This is a genomic window from Acidicapsa acidisoli (assembly GCF_025685625.1).
GTDB lineage: Bacteria > Acidobacteriota > Terriglobia > Terriglobales > Acidobacteriaceae > Acidicapsa > Acidicapsa acidisoli.
On sequence record NZ_JAGSYI010000001.1, the window covers coordinates 2,246,447 to 2,260,480 of the forward strand.

General features: G+C 57.5%; 11 protein-coding genes. 5 read left to right on the top strand and 6 right to left on the bottom strand.

From position 1 onward, the window contains the following. Nucleotides 1–5: 5 nt before the first annotated feature. The 5 genes from OHL23_RS09070 to OHL23_RS09090 form a co-directional block, all read right to left on the bottom strand. Nucleotides 6–989, bottom strand: coding sequence for an electron transfer flavoprotein subunit alpha/FixB family protein (locus OHL23_RS09070; protein WP_263351457.1), 984 nt, complete (start codon nucleotides 987–989; stop codon nucleotides 6–8). Then, nucleotides 986–1,780 carry an electron transfer flavoprotein subunit beta/FixA family protein gene (locus OHL23_RS09075; RefSeq protein ID WP_263351458.1) on the bottom strand — a complete coding sequence of 265 codons (795 nt, stop codon included), beginning with the start codon at nucleotides 1,778–1,780 and terminating at the stop codon, nucleotides 986–988. The genes OHL23_RS09070 and OHL23_RS09075 overlap by 4 nt, the downstream gene beginning before the upstream one ends. A 122-nt stretch (nucleotides 1,781–1,902) precedes the next feature. Next, complete coding sequence (locus tag OHL23_RS09080; RefSeq protein WP_263351459.1) at nucleotides 1,903–3,864, bottom strand: (Fe-S)-binding protein; 1,962 nt, start codon at nucleotides 3,862–3,864, stop codon at nucleotides 1,903–1,905. 65 nt (nucleotides 3,865–3,929) lie between these two features. After that, nucleotides 3,930–5,654 (bottom strand): hypothetical protein, encoded by a 1,725-nt coding sequence (locus OHL23_RS09085; RefSeq protein WP_263351460.1) that lies wholly within the window; start codon nucleotides 5,652–5,654, stop codon nucleotides 3,930–3,932. Continuing rightward, a complete protein-coding gene (locus OHL23_RS09090; protein ID WP_317891664.1) occupies nucleotides 5,642–6,517 on the bottom strand; it encodes an ABC transporter ATP-binding protein in 876 nt (291 codons plus the stop codon). The genes OHL23_RS09085 and OHL23_RS09090 overlap by 13 nt, the downstream gene beginning before the upstream one ends. A gap of 75 nt (nucleotides 6,518–6,592) precedes the next feature. On the opposite strand from OHL23_RS09090, the gene OHL23_RS09095 reads away from it, so the two are divergent. Together OHL23_RS09095 and OHL23_RS09100 are read left to right on the top strand one after the other, a co-directional pair. Then, entirely contained in the window at nucleotides 6,593–7,807 is a 1,215-nt protein-coding gene (locus OHL23_RS09095) for a glycoside hydrolase family 5 protein (RefSeq protein ID WP_263351461.1), read from the top strand. A 34-nt stretch (nucleotides 7,808–7,841) separates the two neighbouring features. Continuing rightward, entirely contained in the window at nucleotides 7,842–9,227 is a 1,386-nt protein-coding gene (locus tag OHL23_RS09100; protein WP_263351462.1) for a nicotinate phosphoribosyltransferase, read from the top strand. 60 nt (nucleotides 9,228–9,287) lie between these two features. Here the strand turns inward: OHL23_RS09100 and OHL23_RS09105 are convergent, their stop codons facing one another. After that, nucleotides 9,288–10,652, bottom strand: a complete 1,365-nt coding sequence (locus OHL23_RS09105; protein WP_263351463.1) for an FAD-dependent oxidoreductase — start codon at nucleotides 10,650–10,652, stop codon at nucleotides 9,288–9,290. Between the two features lie 169 nt (nucleotides 10,653–10,821). Between OHL23_RS09105 and OHL23_RS09110 the strand changes: the two genes are divergently transcribed. The 3 genes from OHL23_RS09110 (at nucleotide 10,822) to OHL23_RS09120 (ending at nucleotide 14,009) form a co-directional block, all read left to right on the top strand. Continuing rightward, nucleotides 10,822–11,880, top strand: coding sequence for a methyltransferase (locus OHL23_RS09110; protein WP_263351464.1), 1,059 nt, complete (start codon nucleotides 10,822–10,824; stop codon nucleotides 11,878–11,880). Between the two features lie 51 nt (nucleotides 11,881–11,931). Beyond that, nucleotides 11,932–12,585 carry a CPBP family intramembrane glutamic endopeptidase gene (locus OHL23_RS09115; RefSeq protein WP_263351465.1) on the top strand — a complete coding sequence of 218 codons (654 nt, stop codon included), beginning with the start codon at nucleotides 11,932–11,934 and terminating at the stop codon, nucleotides 12,583–12,585. 134 nt (nucleotides 12,586–12,719) lie between these two features. After that, a complete protein-coding gene (locus OHL23_RS09120) occupies nucleotides 12,720–14,009 on the top strand; it encodes a hypothetical protein (protein ID WP_263351466.1) in 1,290 nt (429 codons plus the stop codon). Nucleotides 14,010–14,034 lie beyond the last annotated feature (25 nt).

A 14,034-nucleotide genomic window follows, 5' to 3' on the forward strand; every position in this document is an offset into this window, starting at 1 on the left:
CAAGCTCACCCTTTGACTTTGCGGATAGCTGCCGTCAGTGCAGGGACGACTTCGAAGAGGTCGCCGACGATGCCGTAGTCGGCTACCTCGAAGATGGGCGCGTTCTCATCCTTATTGATGGCCACGATGCACTGCGAGCCCTTCATACCAACGAGATGCTGGATGGCTCCGCTGATGCCGACAGCGAGGTAGACTTTGGGCGCGACGGTCTGGCCGGAGCTGCCGACCTGACGGTCCATGGGAAGCCAGCCGTTGTCGCAGATGGGGCGTGAGGCGGCAAGTTCCGCGCCGAGGGCTTTGGCCAGTTCTTCGACGATGGGGAGATTGGCTTGCTCCTTGATGCCGCGCCCGACGGAGACGAGGATGGCTGCGGAGTTGAGGTCGACGGTCTGGGCCGAAGCGCGGAATGGTTCGCCGGGCTGGGTGCGGATTTGAGCCGCTTCGAGCTTTGGCAGGAAGGGTTCGAGGGTGGTTTCGCCCTTTTCGGCTTCGTCCGCGCGGAAGGCTCCGGCCTGGACGGACAGGAAGCAGATGCCGGTTCCGGAGTGATGGTATTCGGCGTTGAGCTTGCCCTGAAGAAGCTGGCGGATAAACTTCGGGCCGGATTCGATGCCGGTGACGTCGCTGATAAGGACCTGCTGAAAGCGAGTCGCGAGGCGCGGGGCGAAATCGCGCACCTGATAGGTGTGCGGCAAGACGACGTAGGCAGGTTTTACGTGCTCGATCAACTGCGCATAGGAGGCGGTGTAGCCGTCTGGCGTATAGGCGTGGAGCAGCTTGTGATCGATGGCGTAGACGGTGCGCGGAGGCTTGCCGTGAATCGTCTCGAAGATCGGATTGCCAGCGCTGCCGACGAGTGCGATGTTGACCGGCAGGCCGTGGCCTTCGGCGAGGGCGTGGCCTGCGGCCATGGCTTCCCAGGAAAGGCGAGTGATTTCGTTGTTCTTTGCTTCGAGGAAGATCAGTACGCTGGGCATCGGATCACTCATATGGCTCTCACCTCGAATTGAAGTTTTTCGACAAGTGCGGCGGCGGCTTCGGCTGGGGTTCCGCCGAGGATCTGGGTGGTGCGCTGCTTGTGGGGCAGGACGACTTTATCCAGAATGACAACCGGCTCTTGTTTGATTTCCGGGCTCGAAGTGAGCAGGTCTGCGGCGGAAACGACGCGGACTTCCTTGGTTTTGGCCTTCTTGATGCCCATGAGCGTGGCGTAACGGAGCTTGCTGTTGCCGGACTGGATGGTCAGCACGGCGGGGGCTGGAAGTTCGAGATGCTGGAACCAGCCGTCTTCGAGTTCGCGAAGGACTTTGATGCCGGTTTCGGTTTTTTCAATTTTGAGGATGAGGCTGGCGTGGGGAAGGCCGAGGAGTTCGGCCATGATGACGCCGGTTTGGCCGAGGCCGAGGTCGTCGGATTGAAGACCTGTCAGAATGAGGTCGGCTTGCTCATTTTTTACAGCAGCTGCGAGCAGGCGGGCGACACCGAGTGCGTCGAGTTTGGCCAGCGCGGTTTCGTCGGCGCTCTCGATGTGGATGGCGCGGTCGGCGCCTTTGGCGAGAGCCTCCCGGATAGTGCGGCCGACGCGTTCGGGTCCGGCGCTCAGGACGATTACTTCGCCGCCGTGAGCTTCCTTGAGTTGCAGGGCTTCTTCGAGGGCGTAGGCGTCGGATTCGTTCATGGTGAACTCGACGTCCTGCAGATCGATCCATTTGCCCTCGGTGTCGATGCGGATACGGGCATCGCGTTCGGGCACTTGTTTGATGGCTACGATGATTTTCATGGGTCTCTCGTGGTTTGGAGGATCGCGAATTCCGCGTTCCCTCAGGGGCTAAAGCCCTGATTTAAAGCTTGCGTTGATGTACGGGCTAAAGCCCGTACCCTTCCAAACTTCAAGCGTCATTTTCAAGACGGCTGAGTCTGCGTCTGCTTTGGCAACTGAGCGGCCGCAATTTGTGCGATGTCCAAAAGGCGCGGGGCGTTGTCTCCCTGAGATGCCAAGGCATCGCGGAACATGGTGTTACAGAAGGGACATGCAGCCCCAATTGTAGTGGCTCCGGTGGCGACCAGCTCCTGCGCGCGGACGCTGCTGACGCGCTGGCCGTGCTCTTCGCCGAGGAATGCGAGTCCGCCGCCTGCGCCGCAGCAGAAGCTGCGTTCGCGGGAGCGTTCGGCTTCGACGAGTGTTCCGGCGGATGAGATTACCGAGCGCGGTTCGTCGTAGACGTTGCGATAGCGGCCGAGGTAGCAGGGGTCATGGTAGGCGATTTTCTCGCCGGTGTTGTTGTGTGGAAGGCTTGCATGATGGCGGGCGAGAAATTCGCTGTGATGCTCGATTTCGGGCGGCGAGCCGAACTCCTTCCAGTCCTCCTGAATGGTGCGGACGCAGTGCGGGCAGATGGAGATGATCTTTTTCACTTTCTGCTGGGTCATGGCTTCGAGGTTGCTCTCGGCTAGCTGCTGAAAGACTAGATCGTTGCCGAGCCGACGGGCTGGGTCGCCGGTGCATTTTTCCTTGCGCATTACGCCGTAGCTCGTGCCGAGGTAGCGCATGACTTCGACGAAGGAGGTGATGATTTCGCGGCCTTTGGGGTCGTAGCCGCCCATGCAGCCGAGCCATAAACAATATTCTTGTGTCCCGTCGAAGATGGGGAGTTCCTGCTTCTGGACGAATTTGTCGCGCTCGGTGGCGCTCAAGCCCAGTGCGTTGGAGTTTCGCTCCATGGCGTTGAAGAGCTTGCTGCCGTATTCGTTGTCCCACTCGCCGGTGTTGGTGGCGCCGCGCCGGAGGCCGACGATGATTGGGACGTGCTCGATGCCGACAGGGCATTGAAATTCGCAGGCGCCGCAGGTGGTGCACTGGAAGGCTGATTCCTGCGAGTTGTATTTGCCGAGGAGCAGCTCTTCGGCGATTGGACCGTACTCGTTGAGATAGCCGCGAACTCCGAGGATGACTTCTTTGGGATTGAGGCTCTTGCCGGTGCTGGCAGCGGGGCAGTGCTCGGTGCAGCGGCCGCACTCGACGCAGGAATAGGCTTGCAGGCTGACGAGCTGAGTGAGGTCCTTGCCAGTGACAAGGCCGAAGTCTTCATCACCCACGAGCGCGGGAATCTGGCTGAAGCTGCCGCGTGAGAGGAAGATTGTGATGGGCGAGAGAATCAGGTGCAGGTGCTTGGTGTGCGGGACGAGCGGCAGAAAGACCAGCAACGAGAGAGTGTGCGCCCACCAGAGCAGCCGCGCCGCGAGGCTTGTGTCGGTGACAAAAAAGGCTGCCAGATAGGTGGCCATGAGCGCGAAGATGAGTCCGGCGATGACGCCGGATTCCCATGAGAGTTCGTGACCGGCACGCGATAGCCAGATGGGGCGGACGACGAAGCGGCGGATGAAGAGTCCTATGATGGAGACGGCGCAGGTGAGCGCGAATGCTGCGGCGACGAGGAAATAGAAGCCTCCGAAGGCTCCGGCGGGGTTGAGGAAGCCGATGCCGAAGCCCGTGGCGATGTGGTTCAGGGTGACCAGCGCGAAGGCGAGAAAGCCCCAGAAGACGAAGGCATGCGCGAGACCGGGCAGGGGCCGTTCGCGGATGACTTTGGCCTGGCAGAGGACTTCCCAGAAGAAGTCCCAGACACGCTTTCCGATGGGGAAAAGATGGAAGCCCGGGTCTTTGCGTGATTTCAGGATCTTGTCGACGACGATGCCGAAGCGCTTCCAGAAGAGCACCGCCGATGCAGCGATGAGTGCGGCGAGCAGCAGCTTTTCAAGCAGGGAGAAATGAACCGGTTCGGCGAGTTGAATCCTGATAAGGACGAAGTTGCCTTGCTGGAGATCGAGGAGGGCGGACGATGGCAATTTGATGGGCAGATGCATGGGCGTCCGTGGATTCCTCTCGCCTACCTTTGTAATTGATTCGGGGCAGCTTTGGCACTTTGCCCCTAGACCTTGCCGAGCACCCTGGTCAGGTTTTCGACGTGGTCTGAGGCAATTCTGTCCACGTTCTTCAATACGAGCAGGTACAGGGCGAAGGCCAGAATCGTAAGGACAGAAAAGATCGCGGCCGCCAGCCAATAGCCTGTGTGCAGAATGTGGTCAACCAATACCATGACGGCTCCTAAAGCGACGGCTGTTGCAACGACGAGAAGGCTGATGAGGCTGCTCAATCCGGAGACATTCTGGCTGCGGACTTTTGCCGAGTCGAGCACTTTGGGCGATGCAATCGAACGGACATTGCCGATGCTCAGGCTGACGAATAGCGTGAAGAAACTCCAGGCAATTGTGGCGGCGGTGAGATCGAGCGGTGCTGGTCTGGCGATGATTGCCGAAGCGATGTAGATGAGGATGATTTCGATGGCGAAGATGCCTATGGTCATGAGGTTCTTGCCGAGTACGACGTCCCTCATGCGCACGGGAGCCATGAAGTAGAACTGAATTCCCGTCCCATCGCCGCCAAAGGAGTTGTAGATGAGGCCGACGAATATCAGGTGCGTGTAGGCGCAGCCGTAGCTGAAGAGCATTGTGGTTAAACTGTGGCGCGATACTCCGGCGTAGTTCATGCCGGAGGAACGCATCGACACGAGAAAGACGAGGAAGACGGGCATGATCAGCGTGTAGAGCTTGGGGCCGCTGCGCAGCAGATAGCGGATCTCCTTGAGGAGGCAGGCGGCGACCGTGGGCGGAAGAAAGGAAAATGAGGCGTTCGCTGTGGGCGCTGCAACGGTTGGCTGGAGCTTGACAGATATAGGCTTGGGTTGCAGCGCTGCGGGTGCTTCGCTGAGGTCTTCGCCGAGGAACTGCGCGCGCAGCCGCAGGTGGAGCACGAGCAGGAAGCCGATGGTAATGGCCACAACACCGCCGAGTGCGGTCGTGGCGATCAGTGTGTCTCCGGTATGAAAGTGGTCAATCGACAGCGCGGTGAGGCCCGGCGGTAGCAGCCAATTCATGAAGACCATGATGTCGATTGTCTTGGTCAGCCATGGGCTTACAGGCGCGTGATTTCCATGATGGCTCAGGCGCTGCGCGTACTGAGCGACGAATTGGACGCCCAGGGATACTGCGAGGATGATGCCGGTGAGGAGTTCGCGGGTGCGCCGCTGTGCCAGCCATCGCTCCATCCATGAGTAGATCATTCTCGAAAACAGGATGTTGCAGACGCAATACGCGAAAAGAGCCAGCGCAGACCACGGCAGCAGCCATGGAGCGGCGATGGCGATGCCGACGCACATGCCCATGAGGCATCCGATGCCCGCGAGTGTCGGCGGGTCCATGAGGCCGAAGGAAAGCCGGATGAGCAGATAGTCGCGATAGCGAATGGGAAATCGAATGAGCGACGAGAGATCGAACGATGGCCCGGTGGCGGAAGTGTTGACGCCGATGAATTGCCAGAGGGCAAAGATGATCCAAAGAGGTATGGCGAGTAGATTGACCTGATCGTTGGTCACCAGGTAGTACGAAGCCACACCTGAGCCGATTGAGGGGCCGAGGATCACGATGGCCAGGAATGGATACGAGATGATTTTGACGACGAGTTCGCCGGCAGCGCCTTTGCCGCGCAGGGAGTTGACGAAGATACGCCAGCGCAGCCATGTGATTGCGGCAAACTGGCGGCGCGTTGAGACCTTTGCGGTGAGTTCCGATTCGGGCGAGGTCTCTAACCTAGCCATGAAAGCTCCTGTTCGGAGTGCTGATTGGCTGCTCCGTCCTCTTTGCCGCCTTCTTTTTCAATGATGCGGATGAATATCTCTTCGAGGGTAAGGCGCGTGGTGGTGTTATCGGCCTGGGTGTGAACTCCGGCGCGAAGCTCTTCCATGGAGCCATTTGCGATGAGTTCGCCGTGGTTGATGATGCCGACGTGGGTGCAAAGACGCTCTACGATTTCGAGAACGTGCGAGGTAAGGAAGATGGTGGCGCCGCGGGCGATCATTCCTTGCAGCATTTGTTTCAGGGTGCCGGCGGCGATGGCGTCCACGCCTTCAAAGGGCTCATCGAGGAAGAGAATCTTCGGTCCGTGGATGACGGCTGCGGCGAGGGCCAGCTTCTTTTGCATGCCGTGGGAGAAGTCGGTGATGAGCTTCTTTGTCTCGTTGGCCAGATTCATGAATTCGAGCAACTCTTCACTGCGCTGGCGTGTCGTGGCGTCGTCGAGGCCGTACATCTGGCCGACGAAGCGCAGGTATTCGGAGGCGGTTAGGCGTCCGAAGAGCGCCATGCCCTCGGGGACTACGCCGATCTGGCGCTTGACTTCGAGGGCGTTGGCGGCGAAGTCCATGCCCAGAACCTGGATGGTGCCTGAAGTGGGGGCGAGCAGCCCGGTCAGCATCTTGATGGTGGTGGACTTGCCGGCGCCGTTCGGACCCAGGAAGCCGTAGAACTGCCCCTGGACGACATTCAGGTTAACATTCTGAACGGCAACGAAATCGCCGAAGCGGCGGGTCAGTCCGGTGGTGGAGATAGTTGCGCTCATGGCTGAGATGAGGATACTGGAAAACTCCGCAAATGGAAGAGTACGCCTTGCAATGTCATACATTCAGCCGATCTTCTGCCAGCGCATTGATATACATTATTTCTGGTACAAACAATATCGAATTTGAGGTAGTTAGATATGCGCAGGCTTGTCTTTCCGGCGATCTTATCGTTGTTTTTGGCTGTGACCTCCGGGCTTGGTGCTCAAAGCCGCTTTGTGCATGCGGACGGCAAGTTTCTTGCGGATGCCCACGGGCACAAGCTTATTTTGCGCGGCACGAATTTGGGCAACTGGCTGGTGCAGGAGGGTTATATGTTCCGCCTGGAGCATGGCCCGCAGTCGGCGCGCGAGATCGAAGCCATAGTCAACGAACTGATTGGCCCTACGGATGCTGCGAAGTTCTGGCATGAGTATCGGGATCAGTACATCACTCGCAAGGACATCGATTTGATTGCCAAGGCTGGCTTCAACACCATCCGGATACCGTTTCATTACAAGTTTTTTGAGCCGGGAAATGAGGAAGGCTTTGCGCTGGTGGACCGGGTCGTTGGGTGGGCCAAAGAAGATGGATTGTATGTGATTCTGGATATGCACTGCGCGCCCGGCGGGCAGACAGGTGCGAATATCGACGATAGCTGGGGGTATCCGTGGCTCTATGAGGACGAAGCGAGTCAACAGCACGCGATGGATATCTGGAAGCGAGTTGCCGAGCATTATCGCAGCAATCCAACGGTGTTGGGGTATGACCTGCTGAATGAGCCTATCCCGACTTTTCCGAACTTGAAGCAATATAACTCGAAGCTGGAGCCGGTCTATAAGAAACTTGTCGCCGCGGTGCGATCGGTCGACCAGAACCACGTGGTTATTCTGGGTGGAGCGCAGTGGGATACTAACTTTACTGTCTTTGGTCCGCCGTTCGACAAGAACATGATGTACACGTTTCATAAGTACTGGATGAAACCGGAGCAGAAGGAAATTCAGTCGTATGTCGATTTCCGGGATAAATACAATGTGCCGATCTGGATGGGGGAATCTGGCGAGAATACGGACGAGTGGATCAGCCAGTTCAGAAAGCTTCTCGATGACAACGAGATCAGTTGGACATTCTGGCCCTACAAGAAGATGCAGGCGACCTCGGCTCCGGTGACCTTTGCACGGCCCGAACACTGGGATGAGATTGTTGCCTTTGCGGCTCAACATTTTGGAATGGGCGATACTGAGAAGGCAATTGCCGTGCGTCCTTCGCTGGATGACTCGCGGGCGGCGTTTCAGGACCTGCTGGTTAAGATTCGCTTTGAAAATTCAACGGTCAACGAATCGTATTTAAATGCTTTGGTATCGAATACGAAGTAATGGGCTTGGATTGAGCGAGGCGAGGACCTGACGCATGATCGTGAACTTAGCAGAGCGGGCACATAACCATAATTGGCAGCTCGACCCCATTACCCGCTCGCTGCTGGATACAGATTTCTACAAGCTGCTGATGCTGCAGTTCATCTGGAAGCATTTTCCTGAGGTGGAGGTTACGTTCTCGCTGGTGAACCGGAGTACAACGGTCTCGCTGGCGGAACGGATCAGTCTTGAGGAACTGCGCATGCAACTGGACAATGTGCGCAGCCTGCGCTTTCAGAAGTCGGAGCTGATCTGGCTGGCCGGCAATACCTTCTACGGTAAACGCGGCATCTTCGAGCCGGATTTTCTGGATTGGCTGGAACACGATTTTCGACTGCCCGATTATGAGCTATCGATTCAGGATGGAGATATAAGCTTGTCGTTCCGCGGATTATGGACACAGACTACGCTGTGGGAGATTTATGCGCTTGCCATCCTGAGCGAGTTGAAGACGCGCACCAGCCTGCGGGAGATGAGCGAGTTTTCGCTCGATATCCTGTACGCTCGCGCCAAAGCCAAGTTGTGGAGCAAGATCGAGCGCCTGCGCGGGGTACCAGGACTGAGAGTCGCCGACTTCGGGACGCGCCGTCGTCACAGCTTTCTGTGGCAGGAGTATGTTGTGAAGGCGATGCGGGATACGCTCGGCTCAAGCTTCACGGGGTCTTCGAATACTTATCTCGCATACAAGCATGACCTTGAAGCCATCGGCACTAACGCGCACGAACTGCCGATGGCTTTGGCTGCGATGGCTGAGACAGATGAAGAACTGAAGGCGTCGCAATATCGAATGCTTGAGCTATGGCAGAGTACGTATCAACGCGAGTTGCTGATTATGCTTCCAGATACATTTGGCACGACGCAGTTTCTTGAAGGCGCGCCGGACTGGGTTACGGATTGGACAGGGCAGCGCATGGACAGCAAGAGCCCGTATGTAGCGGGCGACGAATATATTGATTGGCTGAGGAAGCGTGGACGCGATCCGGAGAAGAAGTTCATCATTGCGTCGGATGGGTTGGATGTGCAGGATATTCTTGGTCTGCATGCCTATTTTTCTGGCGAGATACTTGGGGATCGGAACCCACAGGACTTTAACGACGCATCGGATTTTCTCGATTCGGAAAAGTGGAGCCCGAAGCGAAGAATTCGTTTCAGCTCCGGCTGGGGAACGCTGCTTACCAATGACTTTCGCAACTGCGATCCGAGCGGCGGCAGCGGCTTCGATCCGATCAGTCTGGTATGCAAGCTTACAGACGCCAACGGCCGCCCGGCTGTGAAGCTCTCTGACAACTACGCCAAGGCGATGGGAGATCCGGAACAAGTGGAGCGCTATCGCAGGGTCTTCGGCACGGCGGGACAGATCAACGTTCCGGCGCTTGTTTGATCGCGCCGGAACATCTGCGAGCGCAACTCCAGTGTATTGTCAAACGAAGCTGAGTGCGGCTTAGCTTGCTGCTTCTGTGGCCCGGTTCCATGCCTTCCATGCTGCCCAGGTGAGGACACCAGTCGCGGCCGCCATCCCGAACGCCGCACAAGCACCAGTCGCTAACGCTGCGAAGACGGCTGTTGCCGCGAGGCTGCGCCGCGGTTTCGCTGATGTTTCCTCCCGCACATGCTCCGGACGCACGCCCATCCCTACCGCATAGCCCACCGCACGCTGAATGCCTGGAATGCGTGCGGCAGCCTTCGCCTGCCAGGGCACATGGATCGGTCCGGGGTTTTCAAAGACGCGAGCGAGGCCTCGATGCGCCGTTAACTGGATCGCTTGCGTAGCGCGGGTTGGAAGCTCGCGCCGCTTCTGTACCTTGGCTAGCGTCGATTCGGGCACACGCCGCTCAAGGAGTGGCCGGGTCAATATGTTCGCAGCCGCGACGGCATCTTGAATTGCAAGGTTAATTCCGACTCCACCAGCGGGCGACATTGCATGGGCCGCGTCGCCAATGCACAGCAGACCCGGCCGATACCAACGCCGCAGCCGATTGATCTGCACGGTCAGAATCTTGATCTGATCCCAATCGTGCAGTTCGTTCACGCGATCGCCTAGATACGGAGCGATGCTGCGAATGTCGGCGCGGAATGCGTCGAGGCCGCGCGCTTTAATGTCTTCATAGGAGCCTTTTTCGATGATGAGGCCGGCTTGGAAATAATCCGATCGATTGATCAGGATCAATGCTTTGCCGTAATTCACGTTGCCGAGCACCTGCGCCGGATCGCCGGGCTTGCGGCTGATTTGAAACCACAAAACATCGATGGGCACGCCGTGCTCGATCACCTTGAGCCGGGCCGCAGTGCGCGCGCGGGAGTGGCGGCCATCACAGGCGACGACGAGATCGGCGTGGACGCGCACCTCTTGTCCGTTGTGTCGCGCCACTACTCCCCGGATGCGTTTGCCTTCTTTTAGCAGATCTGTCGCTTCGTGCTGCATGAGCAACTGAAAGGAAGGAAACCGATTGGCATGACTGGAAAGAAAATTCAGAAAATCCCATTGCGGCATAAGAGCGACGAATTTGCAGGTCGCAGGCACATGCCGAAAGTCAACAATGTTGAATTCGGAATCGCCGATGATCACGCCGAGCGACTCTACCTCCTCATGGGGCAAAGCCAGAAACTCTTTCAACAGGCCGAGTTCCTTGAGAACTTCAAGCGTGGACGGATGGACCGTGTCGCCGCGAAAATCGCGGAAGAAGTCCTCGTGTTTTTCGAGCACTGTAACCTGCACACCCCGGCGCGCCAGAAGATATGCGAGCACCATGCCCGCGGGTCCGCCACCCACCACACAGCAAGTCGTCTGCAAAACGTCGTTCGCCATGCCTGAATCACCTCCGGTTTCCAACTTACTTCATAACTTGGATGCTGAATCATCAATCTGCGGAATATGGTCCCCTAGTTTGCGGGTTCTTGAGATATTTACGGGAAAATCCGGATTTACTGCTGGGCGGGCCTAGCCCGCGATGAGTACATTGGAGTCGAGGTGTTTCATGGTCCAATCGAACAGCGGCATCGGCAATGTTACGCCGAATACGGGGCTTGTCGAAATGGCGATGGGGTATTCCCGCAGCCGGATGCTTTGCGCGGCTGCACGTCTCGGCGTTGCCGATGCGCTTGGAGATGAGGTGCGCAGCGTTGGTTTTCTGGCCGAAAAGTGCCAGGCAGACGCAACTGCGCTGTACCGGCTGCTTCGCGCTCTCGCCAGCATCGGCGTTACGAAAGAGACGACGCCGGAACACTTTCGGTTGACTTCGTTTGGCATGCCACTGCGGAGGGATGTGCCTCAGTCTGTCTGGGCAGCCGTCGTCTTTTGGTCGGATCTGCTTGCCGATAGCTGGTCTCTGCTTACCGACTGTGTTCGAACCGGCAAGCCGGCCGCTCAGGTCCGCGATCCCAACATACCTTCCCGGTGGTCGCAGGATCCCGAAGCCAGTTCCATCTTTCGCGCGGTTATGGGTACGGCTCCGGCGGAAGATTATGCGCCTATCGCGGAGGCGTGGGATTTTTCCCGCGCGAGTGTGGTTGCCGATCTTGGCGGGGGTGGCGGGTCGCTCATTCTTGCTGTGCTTGGACTTAATCCGCATTTGCGGGGCATGCTTGTCGATCTTGAAGATAGCGTGGACGCGGCGAGACCTCGTTTCGCGCAGGAAGATACCGCCTCGCGGTGCGAACTGATTGCCGCGGATCTGACGCAATCGGTTCCGGCGGGCGCCGATGTGTACATGATCAAGCACGTACTGCACGGGCGTCAGGACGAGGTTGCTATTACGATTCTCAAGAACTGCCGCGCGGTCATTCCTGAGAACGGCAGTTTGCTGATTGTGGAATTCATCCTGCCTCCGCTTGTCTCACATGCAGATCCGCAGTTGGAAGGTCTCCTGATGAGCGATCTCAATATGCTTGCTGTTACCGGCGGCAGAGAGCGCAGTGAGCGCGAATGGAAAGCGATTCTTGAGGCCGCGGGCTTCCTCCTGATCGGGGTATATCCGGTTGGAAGCGACGCTCTGATGGTCCGGAATGTCGGGATAGTCGAAGCGAAACCGGCTTAGGAAACATGGTACATTCTGGCGTGACTTAGTTGTTCGATAAGAGGCTGCTGGATGCGTCGTGTCTTGCTGGTTTTGGAATTGCTGATTGTGTTTATTGGGCTGCCGCTTGGTTACCGATTTTCACCGGTGCGGATTCCTGCTTTGCCTGTGCTGTGGCTGGTGGCGGGATATGCGCTGTGGCAACTGATGCGGGACAGGAGCTTTGATCGGCGGCAGCTTTGGAATACTGCGCCTCTGGCGGGGCATCTGGGTGCGATTCTCCTGATTTTTGCGGTGGTTGCGCTTGGGTTGTGGGTCGGCACGCATTGGATGGCTCCGCAACTGGAGTGGGGCTTTGTGCGGCAGCATCCGCGGCTCTGGGCGGCGGTGATGGTGTTGTATCCGGTGCTTTCGGTGTATCCGCAGGGGATTTTGTACCGGGCCTTTTTTCTGCATCGATATGCGGGGCTGTTTTCCGATACGGCTGTGGGCAGGTGGGTGCTGATCGTGGCCAGCGCCGCGGCCTTTGGCTTTCTGCACATTATCTTTCGCAATTCACTGGCGGTTGGGCTTACGTTCTGCGGGGGAGTTTTGTTTGCGTGGCGTTATGCGGAGACTGGTTCGCTGCTTACTTCCAGCGTGGAACATGCTTTGTATGGCTGCTGGCTGTTTACGGTTGGGCTGGGTCAGTATTTCTATCACGGGGTCTGGCCGGAGCCTAAGTGACACGGTCGGATGGTGGTGAGTCCGCCGTTAGATCGATGTATGGAGGCGAAGCTATCTTCGCGTGGAAACCTGAACTAAGTGTGGCTTCAGAAGGGCGCGAAGGCTTATATTTGCCTGAGAATCGAGACGACAATATGGAAACCACTGTGGAAATGGGTAATTTTCCTCAATCGCAGTCGCTTGCGGGTCCGGGGTACAAGCCGCGATCGATTGCGGAAACCGGTGTGCGTCAGATAGTGCTCGAAGATCTCGCGTTGAAGACGCTGTATCTGTCCGGCCCGTTTTCGGTGTATGGGCTTTCGGAGCATATTCGACTGGGGTTCGAAGTGGCCAACGAGTTGTTTGTCCGGCTACGCGAACAACAGTTGTGCCATGTGACCGGTATGCAGAACAACATCCCGATCCTTGCCATTACGACGCAGGGCCGGTCGCGCGCGCTGGAATTGCTCTCTCATAATCATTACGCAGGGCCGGCGCCTGTTTCTCTGGAGAGCTATGTCGAGCAGGTTCGAAAGCAAAGCGTTCAAGGGTTGACTGCGCGACAAGCGGATGTGGAGCGCGCCTTTGCTCACCTGGTGATTGACGCGAAGACGCTTGGACAGTTGGGTCCGGCGCTCAACTCCGGTACTTCGATCTTTCTTTATGGCCCTTCGGGGGTTGGGAAGTCTTCGATCGCGGAGACCTTATCGCGGGTGCTCGCAGAGAATGAGGCATGGATTCCGTACTCGGTGGAGGTTGATGGCCAGATCATTATGGTTTTCGATCCGGTGATTCATCGGCCTATTGGTGAGACTGATCTCCAGAGCCGCGATGAGAGATGGGTGCGGTGTCACCGCCCGACGGTGCTTGTCGGCGGGGAACTGACGGTCGAGATGCTGGATTTGCAATTCAATCCGGTTACAAAGTTCTATGCTGCCCCGGCTCAGATGAAAGCCAATAACGGCGTGCTGATCATTGATGATTTTGGCAGGCAGCGGCTGCGCCCGGACGAGTTACTCAATCGGTGGGTTGTTCCGCTGGATCGCAGGATCGATTTCCTGACGCTGGCAGGCGGCAGGAAGATTGAGATTCCGTTTGACATGCTGGTTGTGTTTGCCACCAATATGAATCCTTCTGAGCTGGTGGATCCGGCATTCCTGCGGAGGATTCAGACGAAGATCAAAATTGGCGCGGTTACCGAGGGGCAGTTCTGCGAGATATTTCGCCGTGTTGCGAGCAAGCATGGACTCCAGGCCGATGACGGCGTAGTTAAGGAACTAGTGGCAGTGCTTCGCGGGACGCTGAAGCAGGAGCTGAAGCCGTGTTATCCGCAGGATCTTGTGAACCAGGTTTGCTGGGCTGCGCGGTATGAAGACAGGGAGCCACAGTTGGATCGCGAGGCTTTGATGCGGGCGGTCGAGGCTTATTTCCTGAAAGATTCCTAAGAGCGAGGTATTTGCGCAGGCGTCC

What these genes read in the sequence shown, in the direction of transcription:
- OHL23_RS09090 (WP_317891664.1), bottom strand. Translation starts at nt 6,517, where the DNA reads ATGTATGACATTGCAAGGCGTACTCTTCCATTTGCGGAGTTTTCCAGT.
- OHL23_RS09095 (WP_263351461.1), top strand. Translation starts at nt 6,593, where the DNA reads ATGCGCAGGCTTGTCTTTCCGGCGATCTTATCGTTGTTTTTGGCTGTG.
- OHL23_RS09085 (WP_263351460.1), bottom strand. Translation starts at nt 5,654, where the DNA reads ATGGCTAGGTTAGAGACCTCGCCCGAATCGGAACTCACCGCAAAGGTC.
- OHL23_RS09120 (WP_263351466.1), top strand. Translation starts at nt 12,720, where the DNA reads ATGGAAACCACTGTGGAAATGGGTAATTTTCCTCAATCGCAGTCGCTT.
- OHL23_RS09070 (WP_263351457.1), bottom strand. Translation starts at nt 989, where the DNA reads ATGAGTGATCCGATGCCCAGCGTACTGATCTTCCTCGAAGCAAAGAAC.
- OHL23_RS09105 (WP_263351463.1), bottom strand. Translation starts at nt 10,652, where the DNA reads ATGGCGAACGACGTTTTGCAGACGACTTGCTGTGTGGTGGGTGGCGGA.
- OHL23_RS09075 (WP_263351458.1), bottom strand. Translation starts at nt 1,780, where the DNA reads ATGAAAATCATCGTAGCCATCAAACAAGTGCCCGAACGCGATGCCCGT.
- OHL23_RS09080 (WP_263351459.1), bottom strand. Translation starts at nt 3,864, where the DNA reads ATGCATCTGCCCATCAAATTGCCATCGTCCGCCCTCCTCGATCTCCAG.
- OHL23_RS09110 (WP_263351464.1), top strand. Translation starts at nt 10,822, where the DNA reads ATGGTCCAATCGAACAGCGGCATCGGCAATGTTACGCCGAATACGGGG.
- OHL23_RS09100 (WP_263351462.1), top strand. Translation starts at nt 7,842, where the DNA reads ATGATCGTGAACTTAGCAGAGCGGGCACATAACCATAATTGGCAGCTC.
- OHL23_RS09115 (WP_263351465.1), top strand. Translation starts at nt 11,932, where the DNA reads ATGCGTCGTGTCTTGCTGGTTTTGGAATTGCTGATTGTGTTTATTGGG.